At 61.1% G+C, this 15,688-nt stretch carries 11 protein-coding genes and 1 pseudogene; 5 read left to right on the forward strand and 7 right to left on the reverse strand.

The genetic code is table 11. The annotated features are described in order from the left end of the window. Positions 1–43 precede the first annotated feature (43 nt). From DUGA2_RS01560 to DUGA2_RS01570, 3 genes are all read right to left on the reverse strand, one after another. The gene (locus tag DUGA2_RS01560) at positions 44–3,160 is read right to left on the reverse strand and encodes a PAS domain-containing protein (protein ID WP_083296170.1); all 3,117 of its coding nucleotides are present in this window, start codon (positions 3,158–3,160) and stop codon (positions 44–46) included. Positions 3,161–4,089: 929 nt separating this feature from the next. Beyond that, positions 4,090–4,329 carry a hypothetical protein gene (locus tag DUGA2_RS01565; protein WP_141753162.1) on the reverse strand — a complete coding sequence of 80 codons (240 nt, stop codon included), beginning with the start codon at positions 4,327–4,329 and terminating at the stop codon, positions 4,090–4,092. Further along, positions 4,326–5,465: a site-specific integrase gene (locus tag DUGA2_RS01570; protein ID WP_083296171.1), complete on the reverse strand. Its 1,140-nt coding sequence runs from the start codon at positions 5,463–5,465 to the stop codon at positions 4,326–4,328. The genes DUGA2_RS01565 and DUGA2_RS01570 overlap by 4 nt, the downstream gene beginning before the upstream one ends. A gap of 109 nt (positions 5,466–5,574) precedes the next feature. Between DUGA2_RS01570 and DUGA2_RS01575 the strand changes: the two genes are divergently transcribed. Then, complete coding sequence (locus DUGA2_RS01575) at positions 5,575–6,627, forward strand: DNA-binding protein (RefSeq protein ID WP_070267089.1); 1,053 nt, start codon at positions 5,575–5,577, stop codon at positions 6,625–6,627. Between the two features lie 528 nt (positions 6,628–7,155). Here the strand turns inward: DUGA2_RS01575 and DUGA2_RS32390 are convergent. Beyond that, a pseudogene (locus DUGA2_RS32390) lies at positions 7,156–7,248 on the reverse strand (PEP-CTERM sorting domain-containing protein); the annotation flags it as partial. A 568-nt stretch (positions 7,249–7,816) separates the two neighbouring features. Further along, positions 7,817–8,326: a DUF4142 domain-containing protein gene (locus DUGA2_RS01585; RefSeq protein WP_070266836.1), complete on the reverse strand. Its 510-nt coding sequence runs from the start codon at positions 8,324–8,326 to the stop codon at positions 7,817–7,819. A gap of 152 nt (positions 8,327–8,478) precedes the next feature. Between DUGA2_RS01585 and DUGA2_RS01590 the strand changes: the two genes are divergently transcribed. Together DUGA2_RS01590 and DUGA2_RS01595 are read left to right on the forward strand one after the other, a co-directional pair. Further along, a complete protein-coding gene (locus DUGA2_RS01590; protein ID WP_141753163.1) occupies positions 8,479–8,685 on the forward strand; it encodes a hypothetical protein in 207 nt (68 codons plus the stop codon). A 117-nt stretch (positions 8,686–8,802) separates the two neighbouring features. Further along, positions 8,803–9,900, forward strand: coding sequence for an IS110 family transposase (locus DUGA2_RS01595; protein WP_070266840.1), 1,098 nt, complete (start codon positions 8,803–8,805; stop codon positions 9,898–9,900). Positions 9,901–10,153: 253 nt separating this feature from the next. On the opposite strand, the gene DUGA2_RS01600 is transcribed toward DUGA2_RS01595, so the two are convergent. Together DUGA2_RS01600 and DUGA2_RS01605 are read right to left on the reverse strand one after the other, a co-directional pair. Beyond that, the gene (locus tag DUGA2_RS01600; RefSeq protein WP_070266842.1) at positions 10,154–10,453 is read right to left on the reverse strand and encodes a response regulator; all 300 of its coding nucleotides are present in this window, start codon (positions 10,451–10,453) and stop codon (positions 10,154–10,156) included. 276 nt (positions 10,454–10,729) lie between these two features. Next, the gene (locus DUGA2_RS01605) at positions 10,730–11,923 is read right to left on the reverse strand and encodes a DUF2252 family protein (protein WP_070357292.1); all 1,194 of its coding nucleotides are present in this window, start codon (positions 11,921–11,923) and stop codon (positions 10,730–10,732) included. A gap of 173 nt (positions 11,924–12,096) precedes the next feature. Here DUGA2_RS01605 and DUGA2_RS01610 point away from each other — a divergent pair, with 173 nt between their 5' ends. Further along, the gene (locus tag DUGA2_RS01610; RefSeq protein WP_070266847.1) at positions 12,097–12,972 is read left to right on the forward strand and encodes a cyanophycinase; all 876 of its coding nucleotides are present in this window, start codon (positions 12,097–12,099) and stop codon (positions 12,970–12,972) included. After that, the gene (gene cphA / locus DUGA2_RS01615) at positions 12,959–15,601 is read left to right on the forward strand and encodes a cyanophycin synthetase (RefSeq protein WP_070266849.1); all 2,643 of its coding nucleotides are present in this window, start codon (positions 12,959–12,961) and stop codon (positions 15,599–15,601) included. Before DUGA2_RS01610 ends, cphA begins: the two co-directional genes overlap by 14 nt. The last annotated feature ends 87 nt before the right edge of the window (positions 15,602–15,688 follow it).

The raw sequence follows: 15,688 nt of genomic DNA on the forward strand, positions 1-15,688 counted from the left end.
AAATCGTGAGTTCGGCCCTTGCACATACACGGAGTAACAAACCTTACAGTCCGATTTTTTGGTTTTCCCTATTGCCCTCAAGAGCAGCGTTGAGGTCTGCAATATTGACCGGCTTGACTAGATGGCAATCAAAGCCTGCGTCCTTGGCCTGGATTTTGTCGTTAGCTTGTCCGTAGCCTGTCAGCGCAACCAATAGTATCGATTCTGTTTGCGGCATCGCACGCAAATGTCGCGCCAGGACGTAGCCGTCCATGTCAGGCAGCCCGATATCGAGAACAATAGCATCGAACGGCTCTGCTTGCGCCAGGCTAATTGCGAGAGAGGGGGTGTTGGCTATGGTGACGGCATGCCCCTCACATTCCAGAATGGCCCCGAGGGTGTCTGCTGCATCCTCGTTATCGTCTACGATTAGGATCTTTAAGCGCCGTGACTGGGAAACTGAAGCGACGTTGCCGTCATGCGAGGATATCTGGCATATGTCGTTAGTCCTGGGTAACGTCACGACAAACTGACTTCCTTGGTCAATGCCTGCGCTGTGGGCCGCGACTTTCCCGCCGTGCATTTTCACTAGGTTTTCCACGAGGGCAAGGCCCAATCCCAAGCCACCTTGGGCGCGGTCTGATGTACGCGCAGCCTGCGTAAAGAGTTCAAACACGTGAGGCAGGAGCGCGGCGTCGATGCCGATCCCGTTATCACTTACAGTCACCTGCACATGCTGCTGGTCTACGGCCACGTCCAGAATAATCTCACCGCCATGCGCAGTGTACTTAGCGGCATTGTTCAACAGATTGACCAATACCTGGGTTAAGCGAACTCGGTCTCCGGTCACATAGGTTGGCCCTGCTTCCATACGACACACTAAGCCATGTCCCCGCGCGTCGATCAATGTGCGCGCTTGCTCAATCGACCCTTGGACGATTTCCTTGATATCGACGCTTTCTCTTTCGAGGTCGATCAGGCCTCGAGTGACCCGCGAGACGTCCAACAAATCGTCTATCAGGCTCGTCATGTGACTCACCTGGCGCGCAATCACGGTGGCACACATCTTAACCCGCTTGGCGTCAACGTCGGGCATGCGCAACAACTGCGCGGCCGTGGCAATTGGCGCCATCGGGTTGCGCAACTCATGCGCTAGCATGGCAAGAAACTCGTCCTTCCGTTTAGCCTGCTCTTCAAGCTTGGCCTGACGTTCTATTTGCTCAGTAACGTCGACTAAAATTCCACGAAGGTAGTTGGGCTTGCCGTAGTCGTCAGTAAGCACATGTCCCTTCGTCTGGACCCAGATCAACTCTCCATTATCGGGCCTGGTCCGCCGAGTTAGTACGTCGAACGAGGATCGATTGGCAATTGCGGTTTCGATTGCAGCGTTGAATGACGTCCGATCTTCAATATTTACGTTTTTGAAACCCTTGGACGAGTTGCTGTCGGAATAGCCCATAACTGCGGTAATGTTTTCAGAGTACCTCACTACATCCGCATCGAGATCCCATTCCCACGCAACCATCTTTCCCGCTTCCAGACCCTCCTGCAGCCAGTGCTGCGTCTTTCGCAGTTCAGCTTGGATGCTATCTAGCGCCGACACATCTGTATTTGTGCCAAACCACTGCACGACCTTACCGTTTGCATCGCGCATGGGCTCAACAAGTGTGTAAAACTGACGAAAGTGGCCACTCTTGTCTTTCATCGGAAAGGTCATCTCGAATGGCGTGCCAGTTTCCAGAGAGTGCTTCCAGTTTTTTTCGACAAGCGGCAGCGTGTCCGGATGATGTACGCTTTGCCAGCCCCAGCCCTCCATTTCCCTTGCGTTGGTACCCGTATATTCATACCAGCGTTCGTTGTACCAATGGATAAATCCCGTTTCGTCAGCCATCCAGGCCAATTGCGGGATGGTGTTGGCCAGCTGGCGCAACTGACGACTACTTTCTTCAACAGCTGCCTTTGCTTTGACGGCATCAGTGATGTCCATTTGGGCTGTCACTGCGCCCCTGATGCATCCTTCGCGATCCAGGTTAGGAACGGAGCGCAGCAGGAGCGTGCGGATCGTCCCCGGAGCATTAAATGGCTCAACTTCGATGAGGGCGTCAACCACGTGCTCGCCTGCCAGGGCGCGCGCCATAGGCCATTCATGCGCATGCACCTGTAATCCATGACGCTCCGAGCCATCTGCCCACCAGCCCTTCCATTGCACATACTCGTCTACCGTTTTCGAGGCAGGAGGATCCCCCCAGATACGCCGGCACTCCGTATTCATTAACACCAGTTCCCCATTTGCGTCGGCGTAGGCCAAGCCGACAGGAGTTGCTTCAAGCACGGCATTTATGCGCCGCTCAACTTCATCGGCTGCTTCTTGCGCGAGCCGTCTGGAAGTAACATCTCTGAAATAAACGGACAATCCATCGGATGAGGGGTAACAGTGACACTCTAGCCAAACATTAAGTGGCGCGGGATAGAATTCCTCAAAATGTGTAGCAATACCGGTGGCCACAGCCTGACGATATTGTTTGCCGAACAGCAGATCGTCGGCATGTGGAAATAGCTCCCACACACTTTTTCCGATCAGGTCTTCACAATTTAAGCCAAGCATTTTGGCACCGGTGTCGCTGAAATAAGTGTAATTCCAATTGCTATCCAGGACTGCCAAGCCATCGGTAATGCTGTCGAGAACACGCTGCAGTGCCGCATGCGCAATGCTTACACTTTCTTCCTGCGACTTGCGCTCTGTAATATCACGCGAAATACCCAGCAGGCCGACAGTCTCTCCGCGTTCATTGCGATAGGGGCATTTCTGAGAAAGCCAGATACGCCTACTCCCGTCGGGCAGAGGCACGATCTCCTCCAGTTCTTCTGCTACCCCGCTGTCCATGATGCGGCGATCGTTTTCGATCACACGTAGCGCCGCTTCTTTGTCCTCCAGGAATTCTACGTCCGTGCGTCCTAACACCTCATCGAGCGGCTTGCCGATCAGGGCCAATGCGGCAGGGTTAGCAAAACGCATCCGGCCGTAACGGTCCTTGGCAAAGATGACATCGCTAGACGTATCGCTAATTGCGCGCATCAATGCCAAATCTTCACGCAGGCTTGTCGCGTCGTCCAATACGAGCAGGGTTTTCGGAATATTGCCAGTGGAGACGCCTGTTCTGTGGTTGCTATCGTTAGGCATGAAATCGGTCCTCGTTTTATTAAACTATTGCGGCCCCAGCAGACGGATTCGTACTGGGCTCGCCCCGCTGACATCAAAGGGAGTGGAAATGAAGACACTAACGGTTGTTGAAATCTGGACAATATGATAACGCAATAAATGATACGTTGGAAAGTAGTCGATTTCAACTGGCGACGAGGGCCTTGCGCAAGACTGCAGACTGGCGTCCCTCAACGTGCTGAGATTCTGGTCATCGTTCGTTGGGGAAAAATCAGTTTGACCAGGTAAAGGCCGACACAGGAACAATTATTAAGAATCAGGCGGCTAGGAGGCTGCGCGGCAGAACAATTTGGCACGAATTTTCGACATTTTCGGGGGTGCTTTACCCCCTCCCAATGTCGAGATCGTTGAACCTGGCGCGATCTGAGAGGTCGAAAATTTTCACGCCAGCGTCAATTTTTTCTGCCGCGCAGACTCCTAGGAAAATTCAAGGATGGCAACTTGCCTTAGCGGTCGATCTTCCGTTTTTCTTGTTCGCCCCATTGCCAACAATCCCGCTCAGCACGGTCGCCGGTGCGGCTGCTCACCTCCGTGGCAGCCCAGCTGCCAGGAGCTGCCGCACGCCTAGCTTTGGAAAACCCAGCAGCCTGATGCGGCGGCGCGGGTGCTGCACGGTGTGCATGGATCGATCGGTAGCCTTGGCGCCAAACGCTTCACCGCATCGACCTTGCGCTGGAAAACGCCGTCAAAGGTGATAGTGCCGCGGTGCCGCGCTTGTTCGGGGATGACGAGAACGAACTTCAGGCCACATGGAAGCGAGCGCTGAACTGCCTGGCGACGGTGTCCGGGGTTGCGCCGAAAGGGTAACCGTGAGCATGCCCGTAAGTCACGCCGGCGCGGGGACGCAAGTGGGGATCGCAGCCTGCTTTCCGGTCACCTCTCTGATATCGTCAATTCTGCACGCTCAGCCATGAACGAGTCGTCAGGAGAATGCCCACCTGCGGGTGCGATACCAACAAGTTGGCCAACAGTGAGGAGAATTCGAGAAGGATATTGCCGGAGTCAAGCGACACCTCGCCTCTTTCACCGAGCTGCGCGCGACCCCAGTTCGGCGTGCCGTCATAGTCCACAATGAGCGTCGGCGTGGGGTCGCTCAGAACCAACAAAGGCGGTCTCGACGGATCGCTCATTTGTTCACCGGCGGCTCTGTCGTGGACGGGCCATCCAGAAGTCGCGCGGCGAGCGAAGTGCTGAGCTGACCTTGCCGAAAGTATCCCAGGATCGCGGAGGTGCTGGCATGCCCCGTCATGGCCATCGCGTCGGCCAGCGGCACATTGTGCCGGCCGGCCTCGGTTACGAAGCCGCTGCGGATGGAGTGCGCTGAAAAGTCCTGCGCCAGCCCCGCGCTCGCGCAACGCGTTTTAATGATGTCGCGCACGGCCGCTGGCGACAAGGCTTCTCCTAGCACGTCACCGCGTCGAATTCTCCGGAAGGCGGCGCCCTCGACGATCTTGCTGGCGGCGAGCCAGGCGTCGAGCGCCTGCGCCGCGCGGCCGCCCACTGGGTTGGCGCTGGCGGCGTGACCACCCCCGTCCTGGCTGGTCTTCGAATGCCCCATGAGATAGACGTAATCGCCGCCCAGCTGGCGCACCAGGTTGGTGGTCGTCGCGGCCGTGACTTCCGAGCGCCGCCGGCCGCCGCTGGCCCAGGCGAACAGCAGCAGCGCGCGGTCACGCAGCCCCCGCAACGACCCGTCGCAGGTGGCCAGCAACGCTTCCAGCGGTTCCTTGGTCAGCGCCGGCTTCTTCTGGACCACGGCGCCACGTTTGGCGTAGGCCCGGCGCGTCTTGGCCAGCAATTCGCGCACCACCGGCTCCTGGGCCGGGTTGGGCAGGCCCTGCAGTTGATGCACTTTCGAGAGCACGCTGATCCGGTGCAGCACGGTGCTGAGCGCGGGCGCCCCCAGTTGGGCCTTAAAGCCGCGCTCCACAAGGGCCCGGTCGATCACGGCGGGCAGATCGGTTGTCAGGCCTTCCGCCGTGGAGCGCTGGACGTGGTCCACGATGAACTGCAGAACCACTGCGGACGGCACCGGCAGTTCAAGGGCGGCATGGTAGCGCAGCGCGAACCAGGCGGCCCAATAGCGCAAGGCACTGCGGTAACTGCGCAATGTGTTCTCTGCGTCGCCTTCGCGCAAGAGTTGGCGGACGGCGCGCTCGGTGAAGGTGCCGACCACGCCGGGGTCCAAGGGCGCGACATTGACGGGGGTAAGCAACTCCGAGCGGATATCAGCGATCGCTACTGGGCTTGAGAAAGGCTGTTTCATTATGTACGCTGTACGATATATAACAGTTAAATAGAACTATTCCCGATAAGGTTTCATTATCGTGGGTAATTATCGACCACCGTCGAAAAAAAGCAAGGAAGGGATGCATATGGCACGCGGAATCACCGAAACCGATGTCTGGCAGGCGGCCGACGCATTGTTGCTGGCCGGCGACCGGCCGACCATCGAGCGGGTCCGTCAGCAGCTCGGACGCGGCTCCCCCAACACCGTCAGTCCCCACCTCGACACCTGGTTTCGCGGCCTGGGTGCGCGGATCAAGGATCCGCAAGCGTTCGCGGCGCCGACGGCCATTCCCGACCCCATCCATCAGGCCGCGGCCCATTTTTGGCAAGTTGCGCTTGCGGCTGCGCGGGCCCAGGTGGATTCGGACCTGGCTGCGGAGCGGGCTCGACTTGGCGAAGCCCAGGCGCAGCTTGAAGGGACGCGTCTGGAGCTTGCCCAAGAGGAAGATCGGCAGTCGGCACGCCGGGAAGGAATGGAGGCGGCCATGCGTGCCACGACGGCGCAACTACAGACAGCCAGCGACCGCGTTGTCTCGCTGGGACAGCAATTGGCGCAATCCACATGCGAAATGACCGAGCTTCAGGGGCATTCTCTCTCGCTCGTAAAAGACAAAGAGACCTTGCGTATGCAGTTGGAAAAAGAACGCGCGAACCACGAGGCCGTACGGACTAAAATGGAGGAGCGGGCTGAGGCCAATGAGCAGCGTTGGAGCCTGGAAGTGGACCGCTCGCGGGAGGCGGCCAAGCTGGCTCAGTCCCAGATCGCCAAGAGCGAGAAGGCCCACATGGAGCGCCTGGCCACGTGGAACGCGACGCGTGATCGGCTGGAGGCCGAACTGGCTGCAGCGACAATGCGATCCACACGACAGCAGATCGATGTCGACAAGGTGAAGGAAGCGCTCAGCGCGGCGGAAAGGACCTTTCAGGCGTCGAGCATTGTCGCGGCGCGGCACGAGGCGGCGCTTCTTTCACAAATCGAACGTTTGCAGGCTCAGCTCAGTGGGTCGCTGGAGCAACTGAGGGTAAAAGATGCCGAGCAGAGCGCAGTGCTACGTTCCTTGTTGCAGAATGCAAATGCCGATGGCAAACGCTCCCCCGGTCGCCGAGTACCAATTAAAAAGCCGCCCAAGGCCGAGTGAGGGCGTACCATACTGTCAAAATAGGGGGCGCCGCTGCGAAGTCTCGTGAATCCAGGGTACATCCGCAGCAGCCATCGACAGAGCTTAGCGGCGGGGCCGACGGTAACGAGAAGACACCTCGCATAGAGCAGGGAGTCTTTCCTAATAATTTCCTGTTGGCAGTAGGCATGGTGGTACCCAATCACACCGCAGGAGACGCAAGCGGCGATCTTGCGGGGCGCGTCAAGCTGATGGAGTCGCAAAAGAAACTCAGGCCCGAAGACTGAACATTTCGTCATTCCACCGAAGCATAAGAGTGTTATTCCAAATTACTTTTAGGCTTATGTGCTATTTCTGGCCGTATCCCGGCTTACCCTCTTTATGAACAAGGCCGCCTTGGCGTAATGATCGCACCGTAATATATTGTCAACGTCCGCTTTAGAGCATACAAATGCAGCGAGTTGATGGAGCTGAAAAATAGCCCCGGTCAAGGGGCGCAAATCCGTGGCGAAACTGGGCAACAAGAGGCCGGATGAAGCCTGGCAGGTTTTAAGCTCTCTTGCGGCGACGCGCCACGAAGCCGACCAGCCCCAAACCGGCCAGCAACATGGCGTAGCTGCCTGGTTCCGGCACCGCAGTCACGGCCGCGCTGGACAACGCGGTCCAGCTTGGGCCACCGTTGGCGACGATCTCCAGGTAGCGGCCGTGCGCGGCGAAATTCTGGACGATAGGCATGCCCACCGCGCCGGCGCCGTCGAAGGACGATACGGCGGTCAGGCTGCTCCAATTGGCGCCGATGGCGCTGTCCGACACGTAAATCTGCTGATTCACGTGGCCATTCGGGAACATGTCCAGGATGTAGCTGACGCTCGCGATGTCCTTGCTGGACAGCAGGTCCACCTGCACCCACTGGGTACCGAAGTCGCCAGCGTTCCAGTTGCCTCCGTTGAACAGCGTTTCAGCCGTGTGGCCGCTCCAGGTGCTGCTCAGGGAATAGCTGAGTGAGGGAAGGCCGGAGGCGGCGTTGGTCGACGCGTGGGCGGCTGGCGGCCAAGGCGAGTACCTAAATCAAACCGGCGGAAATTGCTTTTTTCATGAGTCATCCTTTATTGTAAATTGTTAATTATCTCGGGTATCGAGCCACATAATTATAGTATTTATAATGTGACGAGCTCATGAAATGTTAAGGCGTTTCCCGCCGTCGCGGCGCTTATTTCAGCTCGGCGTCCAGCTTGCTGGCCATTTCTCCGTGGTGGGCGACCACGGGTTCGAGCTTGGTGACGAGTTCTTTTACGTCGGCGTCCTTAGTCTTGGCGATATCATCCTTCAGCGCCGCATGGACCTTGTTGTGATCCGCCACGCCGGCCTTGGCGACATACTGCTTGTCGAAATCCGCACCCGACAATTTCTTGAGATCCGCCACCATTTTCTTATGGGCCGCATCCGTCTCGGTGGGCAGCGTCAGGTTCTTAGCCGCCGCGACTTTTTTTGTCTCGTCCAGACCCTTGCCGTGATCGTAGATCATCATCTGGGCAAATTGCTTGACCGCGGTATTGGAGCTTTTTTCAAGCGCCATTTTTCCAGCGTCCACTTCGGCGATATTGGCTTGGGCGATGGCTGTGAGGCGGTCGCCGTCGGCCTTCGCCAGCGTCTGCGCGGAAGCGCCGTGCATCGCCGCGAGGCCGAGGGTGATCATGGTCAGGATACGGGCAGGTTTCATTTGAGTCTCCGGGTGAGGTAAAAGTGATTTCGCGTTTTAACAAGCTAACGTTATTCAGTGTGGAGGCGACAGGCCGGTACTCTCTGTGCGGGATCGAACCGATACCAGCGATTGGGGAAAAGGAGTCCCTGTGGCGTGGATCGAACCGTCCGGTGCTAGTGCTGGAAACCTCGGCCGCGCTGAGCGGAAGAGACGACAGGATCCGCAGCTTCGAAGGCGGCGCGGACAATTACTTGGCGCGGCCGGGGGATGCGGATGAAATGCTGGTCAATTTGAAGGTGCTGCCGCGCCCTCAATGCACGCAGGCCGACCTGGCGAAGTCGGCGACGATCGCGAACCCGAAACGCGCGCCGGGCTAGACATCATGTGTTGACCTGCCGGACCTCAAGCGACGTGGATTAAGCTGGAGGTTCGGATACTCACTGGCTCAGAGCCACAATTGAGGAGGGCAGGTCATGGACAAGTTTAGCAAATAGGTGGGGCTTGACGTGCACAAGGAGACGATTGCCGTGGCGGTCGCGGACTCGTCGGGCGACGAGGTGCGCTATGTCGGGGAAATCGCCAACAACGCCGACGCATTAATGAAGCTGGTCAAGCAATTGCGCAAGGGCGAGGCGAGCCTGTCGTTTTGTTACGAGGCCGGCCCCTGCGGTTACGGCTTGCATCGGCAGCTAACCGATATGGGCTGGGATTGCCAAGTGATTGCCCCCTCGCTGATCCCGAGGAAGGCAGGCGACCGCGTCAAGACCGACCGGCGCGACAGCGTCGCGCAGGCCCGGCTGCACCGGGCCGGGGAGCTCACGCCCGTATGGGTGCCCGACGACGCGCAGGAGGCCTTGCGCGACGCCACGCGGGCGCGCGAAGACCTCAAGCACTTGCAGACGCAGGCCAAGCAGCGCCTGGCGGCCTTCCTGCTACGGCACGACAGACGCTATCCGGGCAAGGACACCTGGACCCAGCTGTACCACCGCTGGCTGGAATCGCTCAAGTTCGCGCATCCCACACAGCAAATCGTCTTCCAGGAATATGTCGACACGGTCGCGGTGCTGGGTCGGCGGGTCGCCGCACTCGACGCCCAGATCGACGAGGCAGCGGCCGCGTCGGTATTCTGGCCGGTGATCGAGGCGTTGATGGCGCTGCGTGGTGTGAAGCTGCTGACCGCGACGACCATCGTGGCGGAACTGGGCGATTTGAAGCGCTTCTCCGGCGCGCCGCAACTGATGGCCTATTTGGGCCTGGTGCCGAGCGAACATTCCGGCGGGGCGCGCAAGGTGCGCGGCGCCATCACCAAAACCGGCAATGGCCACGTCCGGCGCGTTCTGGTTGAAGCGGCATGGACCTATCGCTTCCAAGCGAGGAAGACGGGACATCTGCAGCAACGGGCGCGCCTTGCGCCCGAAGCGGCGCAGGAGATCGCATGGAGCGCGCAGAAGCGTCTATGCGGCCGGTACCGCCAATTGAGCGAACGCGGGAAGCTGAAGGTGCAAGTGTGCACGGCCGTGGCACGCGAACTGGTCGGCTTTATCTGGGCGATCGGCCAACAGATCAACGCGCCGGCCCGCGCCCGCGCTTGAAGGGGGACGCAATGAACATACAGTGTGTCGGTAGCAGAATGGACAACGGTGGGAGAATCCTCGGGCGGACTATGAGGCATGCAGCAATGACATGACCCTCGACACTAGAGCGAGGCAGCTCCCCGACGAATCGGTTGTCATGCGGTACCCAATCCGCGTATATCAGACTGATCAACCGTCGGAACGCGCTCCGTTCTGCTACCAACACACTGTATGACAAAATTCTCGATAGCGATTGACAGGTCAACACATATCAGACCGCCGCCTGCTGCTTGCGCGCGGAGGCCAGCACCAGCAATTTCTTGATCTGATCCAGGTCCAGCGGCTTAAGGATATAGTCGCCGAAACCGGCGTTCAGCGCTTCAGTTTCTCCGTGCAGAGAACCGCCGGAGATCGCCACCACCACCGCCCGCCGGCCACTGGGCGCGACCCGGATCGACCGGCCCAGCGCGATGCCGTCCAGCCCGGGCAGGCCGATATCCAGCAAAAAAAGATCGACTTCGTCGAGACGGTTGTACATCCACACCGACTCCGCGTTGCCAAAGGAGGCCACCTCCTAGTTCAGCGCCTTGAGCACATGAACCAACACCATCCGGGTGTCGGGATCGTCGTCGACCACGACGACGCGCATGGACCGCGAGTATGCTAGATTTTGGCCATCCATCGACATGCTCCGTCATGTAAAAAACGTCTGAAGTCAGGGGACTCCAGCTCATCGATACGTAGCACGGGTTCTGGGTACTGGGTCAACTGCGACAATAGGGATTTGTTTGTCGTAAAGATAGACATATCACATTCCGGCAGCCACGATAAGTTTCTTTTTTTAGAATTACTTTTCCGCCATCGCGTAGTTGCGGCAATGCTCCAGATAGCCCGCCTCGTGGCTGGCCACCAGCTGCACCACGCTTTTCCACAGCCATTCCGGAGTGCCGTTGTACTTGCCGGGATTGGCCATTAGTTCCTGCAACCAGTTGGCGCGGGTGCTGGCGTCGAGCTGCGCCGCGTGCGCCTGGCCGACCACATACGCCAGGTAGCTGGCGGTCCGCACCGCTTGCGCCATGCTCAGCTGTTCGATTTCCAGCTTCAGGTCCTGCGGCATCAGCTCGCGCACGAACACGCCGCGGTCCATGAAGCGGCACGCGGCCATCCGCTCTCCCAGCGCCGGCGACAGGTGGCTGGCGCCTTGCAGCACGCGCTTGGCGTTATCGCGCGGCATGCTGGCGCGTGGATAACGCGGAGAAGCCGCCGCCACCGCCTCCTTGATGTCCATCAGGCAGCGCCTGCCGCCGAATTCCACCAGCACCGCGTAGCGCAGCAGCCCCAGCGAGCTGCAGCCCTTGACCCAGTACGCCGCGTCCAGCACCACGGCCTCGGTGTCGCTGCCGATGCCGAGCTGACGCAGGCATGGTCCGGCAAACAGTTCATCGATGGCTTGCCGTTCCGTTTCGCTCAGCGGCCAGAAATTGCGCCCCAGCGGTATCGTGGCCTCCAGGTCGATCGCGCGCTCGCGCGCCAGCACCTTCCACGACCGGCCTTGCGCCCCGCGCAGCGCCAGCTTGACGTCGCGCGGCTTGGCCACCAGGCCGTCGTGGCCCGGAAAGAAGGCACGCTGATAGCCCAGCAGCATGTGCTGCAGCATGTGGGCGGTGACCACGCCCGGCAACGAGGAACCGCGCGCGGCGGTGGCCAGCGACAGCCCGAGCCGTATCAGGTCGTGGGTCGGATTGCCCAGCGTGGTCTGGTCGAAGTCGCGCAGCTGCAGCCGCACTTTGCCGGTCGAATCGGCCACCGGGCCGAGGTTGCCGACGTGGCAGTCGCCGCAGATCCAGATGGCCGGTCCGCGCGGCAGGCGCTGTCCCGGCAGGGAGTGCAGCCAGTCATAGTACTGGGCTGTGTTGCCCCGCACGTAGGCATGCGGGGAGCGCGCCATCTTGGCGTCGCGCCTCCGCAGCAGTATCGGGCGGCGCTGATCGGGAGCCGGCAAGTCCGGCGGCGAGGAAATAGGAATATTAGTTTTTAGCATGCATCCATTTCCGCATGCCCCGCCGAGCTTGACTGTGCGCCGCCTCACCCTTCGACGTAAGCGTTTTCTTACACAAACACAGCATTGCAACCGATGCAACAACGTGTCGGAAATTCGCATAATGCAATTCACACTTGCCATCGGGGCAAATGGAACAGGAATTAAGGGCATTGATGGAACGCGACAAGGACAATGGACACCTGGTGATCATCGGCGGTCACGAAGACCGTACCCAGGATAAAACGGTATTGAAGCGCTTTGTCGACCTGGCGGGCGGCAGTGAACAGAAAATCGTCGTGATATCAGCGGCCAGCAGCGTCGCCGACGAAATGTGGAAGATCTACGACGCGGCTTTCGCCGATCTGGGCGTCACACGGCGCGTGCACCTGGAGGTGCATACCCGCGAGGACGCCAACGCGGACAATGTGCTGCGCGAACTGTCCGACGCGGACGGCATCTTCATGACCGGCGGCGACCAGAAGCGGCTGCTGGCCAATATCGGCGGCACGGCGCTGGACCGCGCGCTGCACCAGGCCTACCAGCAACGCGGCGCCTGCATCGGCGGCACTAGCGCGGGCGCATCGGCGATGTCGGGCCACATGCTGGCCACCGGCCACGCCGGACTGCAGCCGGAAAAGGGCGCCGTCAACATGGGCGCGGGGCTGGGACTGGTGCAAGGCGTGGTGATCGACCAGCACTTCTCGGAACGGCACCGGTTGGCGCGCCTGCTGACGGTGGTCGCACAAAACCCCTACCTGCAAGGCATAGGCATCGACGAGGATACCGCGCTGGTCATCTCACGCGGACGGGGCATCGAGGTGGTCGGGCAGGGCGCCGTCACCATCGTCGACGGCCGGTCCATGCATTCGAACATGGCCGACGTGCCCGGCGGCGGCTGTCCGCAGCTGGTCGACGTGCGCCTGCACCTGCTGCCCGGCGGCTCGGCCTACGACCTTCCCGCCGCCGGCGCCGAACACGCGATACCGGCCGCATTACTGGACTTTCTACACCTTGTTACGAAACGGATTGATTACCATGAAAATCACTAAACAACGCTACCTGCGCGGCGCCAACCTGTACAGCGCCCATCCTTGCCTGCTGGCGGCGATCGACCTGCGGCAGCTGGCGGATGTCTCCTCGCTCGACGTTCCTGGTTTTGCGGAGCGATTGCTGGCGCTGATGCCGACGCTGCAAAAGCAGCAGCGCGCCAGCGGACGCCCCGGTGGCTTTGTCGAACGGCTGCTGCAGGGCGCCCATTTCGGCGACATCGTCAAGCACGTGACGATGGAGCTGCAGCATCTGGTCGGCCACCACGTCGCCTTCAGCCATGTCGGCGAGGTGCGCTCGCGGCCGGGCCACTACAACGTGGTATGCGCTTATCAATCCGAGCGCGTGGTGGACGCCGCCGTCAACCTGGCGTTGGAGCTGGTGGACGCGCTGGCCGCCGGCCGCGAATGCGATTACGAGGAACGGCTGGAACAGCTGCGCAGCCTGGCGCGGCGCTGCGCCATCGGCACCAGCACCGGCGCCGTGGTGACGGCGGCGCAGCGGCGCGGCATTCCCGCGCTGCGCATTACGGAAGACGCCAACCTGTTCCAGCTGGGCTGGGGCAGCAAGCAGAAACGCCTGCAGGCGACCATGACCGGCGCCACCAGCCATATCGCCGTCGACCTGGCCAGCGACAAGCACCTCACCAAGGCGCTGCTGGAGCAGGCCGGCCTGCCGGTGCCGAGCGGCGATACCGTGACCACGCTGGAAGAGGCGTGCCGCGTCGCGCGCCGGTTGAAATGTGCGGTCACCATCAAACCGCTGGATGCCAACCAGGGCAAGGGCGTCACCACGGTCTGCGTGACGGACGAGGAAATCGCCGCCGCCTTCGAGCATGCGCGCCACTACAGCCGCCATGTGATCGTCGAACGCTTCCTGAAAGGCCGGGACTATCGTGTGCTGGTGACCGGCGGCGCGATCGCGGCCGCGTCGTGCCGCCGTCCGCCGATGGTGACCGGCGACGGCACCAGCACCATCGCGCAACTGGTGGCGGCGGAAAACCGCAATCCCGCGCGCGGCGACGGCCACACCAACATTCTGACCAAAATCGCGCTGGACGACCACGCGCAGATTGCGCTGACCAAGCAGGGATATACGGTCGATTCCGTGCCGCCGGCCGGCGAGGAAGTGGAATTGCGCGGTAACGCCAACCTGTCCACCGGCGGCACCGCCGAAGACGTGACCGACCTGCTGCCCGCCGCCACCGCGCGCATCTGCATCCGCGCCGCCAAGACGGTCGGACTGGACATCGCCGGCATCGACATCATCTGCGACGACATCTCGCAGCCGTTGGCCGCACAGGGCGGCGGCATCATCGAGGTGAACGCCGCGCCGGGCATCCGCATGCACCAGTACCCAAGCCGTGGCATTCCGCGCGACGCCGGCGACGCCATCGTCGAATCGATGTTCGGCGACGGCGACGGCCGCATTCCCATCATCGCCGTCACCGGCACCAACGGCAAGACCACCACCACGCGCCTGATCGCCCACGCTGTGGGATTGACCGGCCTGCATACCGGCATGACCACCACCGAAGGCGTCTACATCGACGGCGTGCTGGCCGACGAGGGCGACTGCACCGGCTATCACTCGGCGCGCATGCTGCTGAGCGCACCGGAAGTCGACTTCGCCGTGTTGGAGACGGCGCGCGGCGGCATCCTCAAGCGCGGCCTGGCGTTCGACCGCTGCGACGTCAGCGTGGTGCTCAACGTAACCGAGGATCACCTGGGAATGGAGGGCGTCGACAACCTGCATGACCTGGCGCGCGTCAAGCAGGTGGTGGCCAACGCCGCCTCGCGCGCGGTGGTGCTCAACGCCGAAGATCCACGATGCGTCGCCATGGCGGCGCAGCTGCGCACCGGCGTCGAGCTGCTGTACTTCTCGATGGATGCCGAGAACCCCGAGCTGCTGCGCCATATGGAGCAGGGCGGCCGGGCCGTCTACCTGCAGGACAACGTGGCGATACTCGCCGACGGCGCCCGCCACCAGGTGCTGCTGGACGCGCGCGCCATCCCCGCGACGCTGGATGGCGCGGCCCGCCACAACATCGCCAACGCGCTGGCCGCCGCCGCCGCGCTGACGGCGTCAGGTTTCGGCCCCGAGGCCGTGGTGCGTGGCCTGTCCAGCTTTGTGTCGGACGGCCGCAGCAATCCGCTGCGCGCCAATATCTTCGACGTCAACGGCGTCAAGGTCATCGTCGATTTCGCCCACAACGGCGCCGCCTACACGGCGCTGGCCGAGATGGCGCGCGGCCTGTCGTCGGGCCATATCGTCGGCGTGGTGTCGGTGCCGGGCGACCGCCGCGACGAGGACTTGATGAAGGTCGGCGAGATCTGCGCGGCCGGATTCGACGACCTGGTGATCTACGAATCGGAGACGCGTGGCCGCGAGCCCGGCGAAACGGCGCGCTTGCTGACCTGCGGCGCGCGTAACACCACGTCCCATCATGGGCGCCTGCACTGCAAGCTGGACGTGCACCGCGCGATCCGCTTCGGACTTGGCATGTGCAAACCCGGCGACGCGCTGGTGCTGGGATGCGGTTCGTCGTTGAACGAATTGATCGACGCGATCCGGACGGACTTGCCGGCCGTCGCGGAACGCATCGCCAGCGAAACGGCGGTGCCAGCGTAAGCGGTCTCTTACGTCCACACAGGCGGCGTGCTGATGGTTCAATGTTCGAGCCGGGCAGATAATGGATCATCAGCATAGCTTTCACGG

The sequence above is a fragment of the Duganella sp. HH101 genome, from assembly GCF_001758795.1.
Classification (GTDB): domain Bacteria; phylum Pseudomonadota; class Gammaproteobacteria; order Burkholderiales; family Burkholderiaceae_D; genus Rugamonas; species Rugamonas rivuli.

Coding starts and splice junctions, on each gene's coding strand:
- DUGA2_RS01560 (WP_083296170.1), bottom strand. CDS start 3,160: ATGCCTAACGATAGCAACCACAGAACAGGCGTCTCCACTGGCAATATT.
- DUGA2_RS01565 (WP_141753162.1), bottom strand. CDS start 4,329: ATGAGCGATCCGTCGAGACCGCCTTTGTTGGTTCTGAGCGACCCCACG.
- DUGA2_RS01570 (WP_083296171.1), bottom strand. CDS start 5,465: ATGAAACAGCCTTTCTCAAGCCCAGTAGCGATCGCTGATATCCGCTCG.
- DUGA2_RS01575 (WP_070267089.1), top strand. CDS start 5,575: ATGGCACGCGGAATCACCGAAACCGATGTCTGGCAGGCGGCCGACGCA.
- DUGA2_RS01585 (WP_070266836.1), bottom strand. CDS start 8,326: ATGAAACCTGCCCGTATCCTGACCATGATCACCCTCGGCCTCGCGGCG.
- DUGA2_RS01605 (WP_070357292.1), bottom strand. CDS start 11,923: ATGCTAAAAACTAATATTCCTATTTCCTCGCCGCCGGACTTGCCGGCT.
- DUGA2_RS01610 (WP_070266847.1), top strand. CDS start 12,097: ATGGAACGCGACAAGGACAATGGACACCTGGTGATCATCGGCGGTCAC.
- cphA (WP_070266849.1), top strand. CDS start 12,959: ATGAAAATCACTAAACAACGCTACCTGCGCGGCGCCAACCTGTACAGC.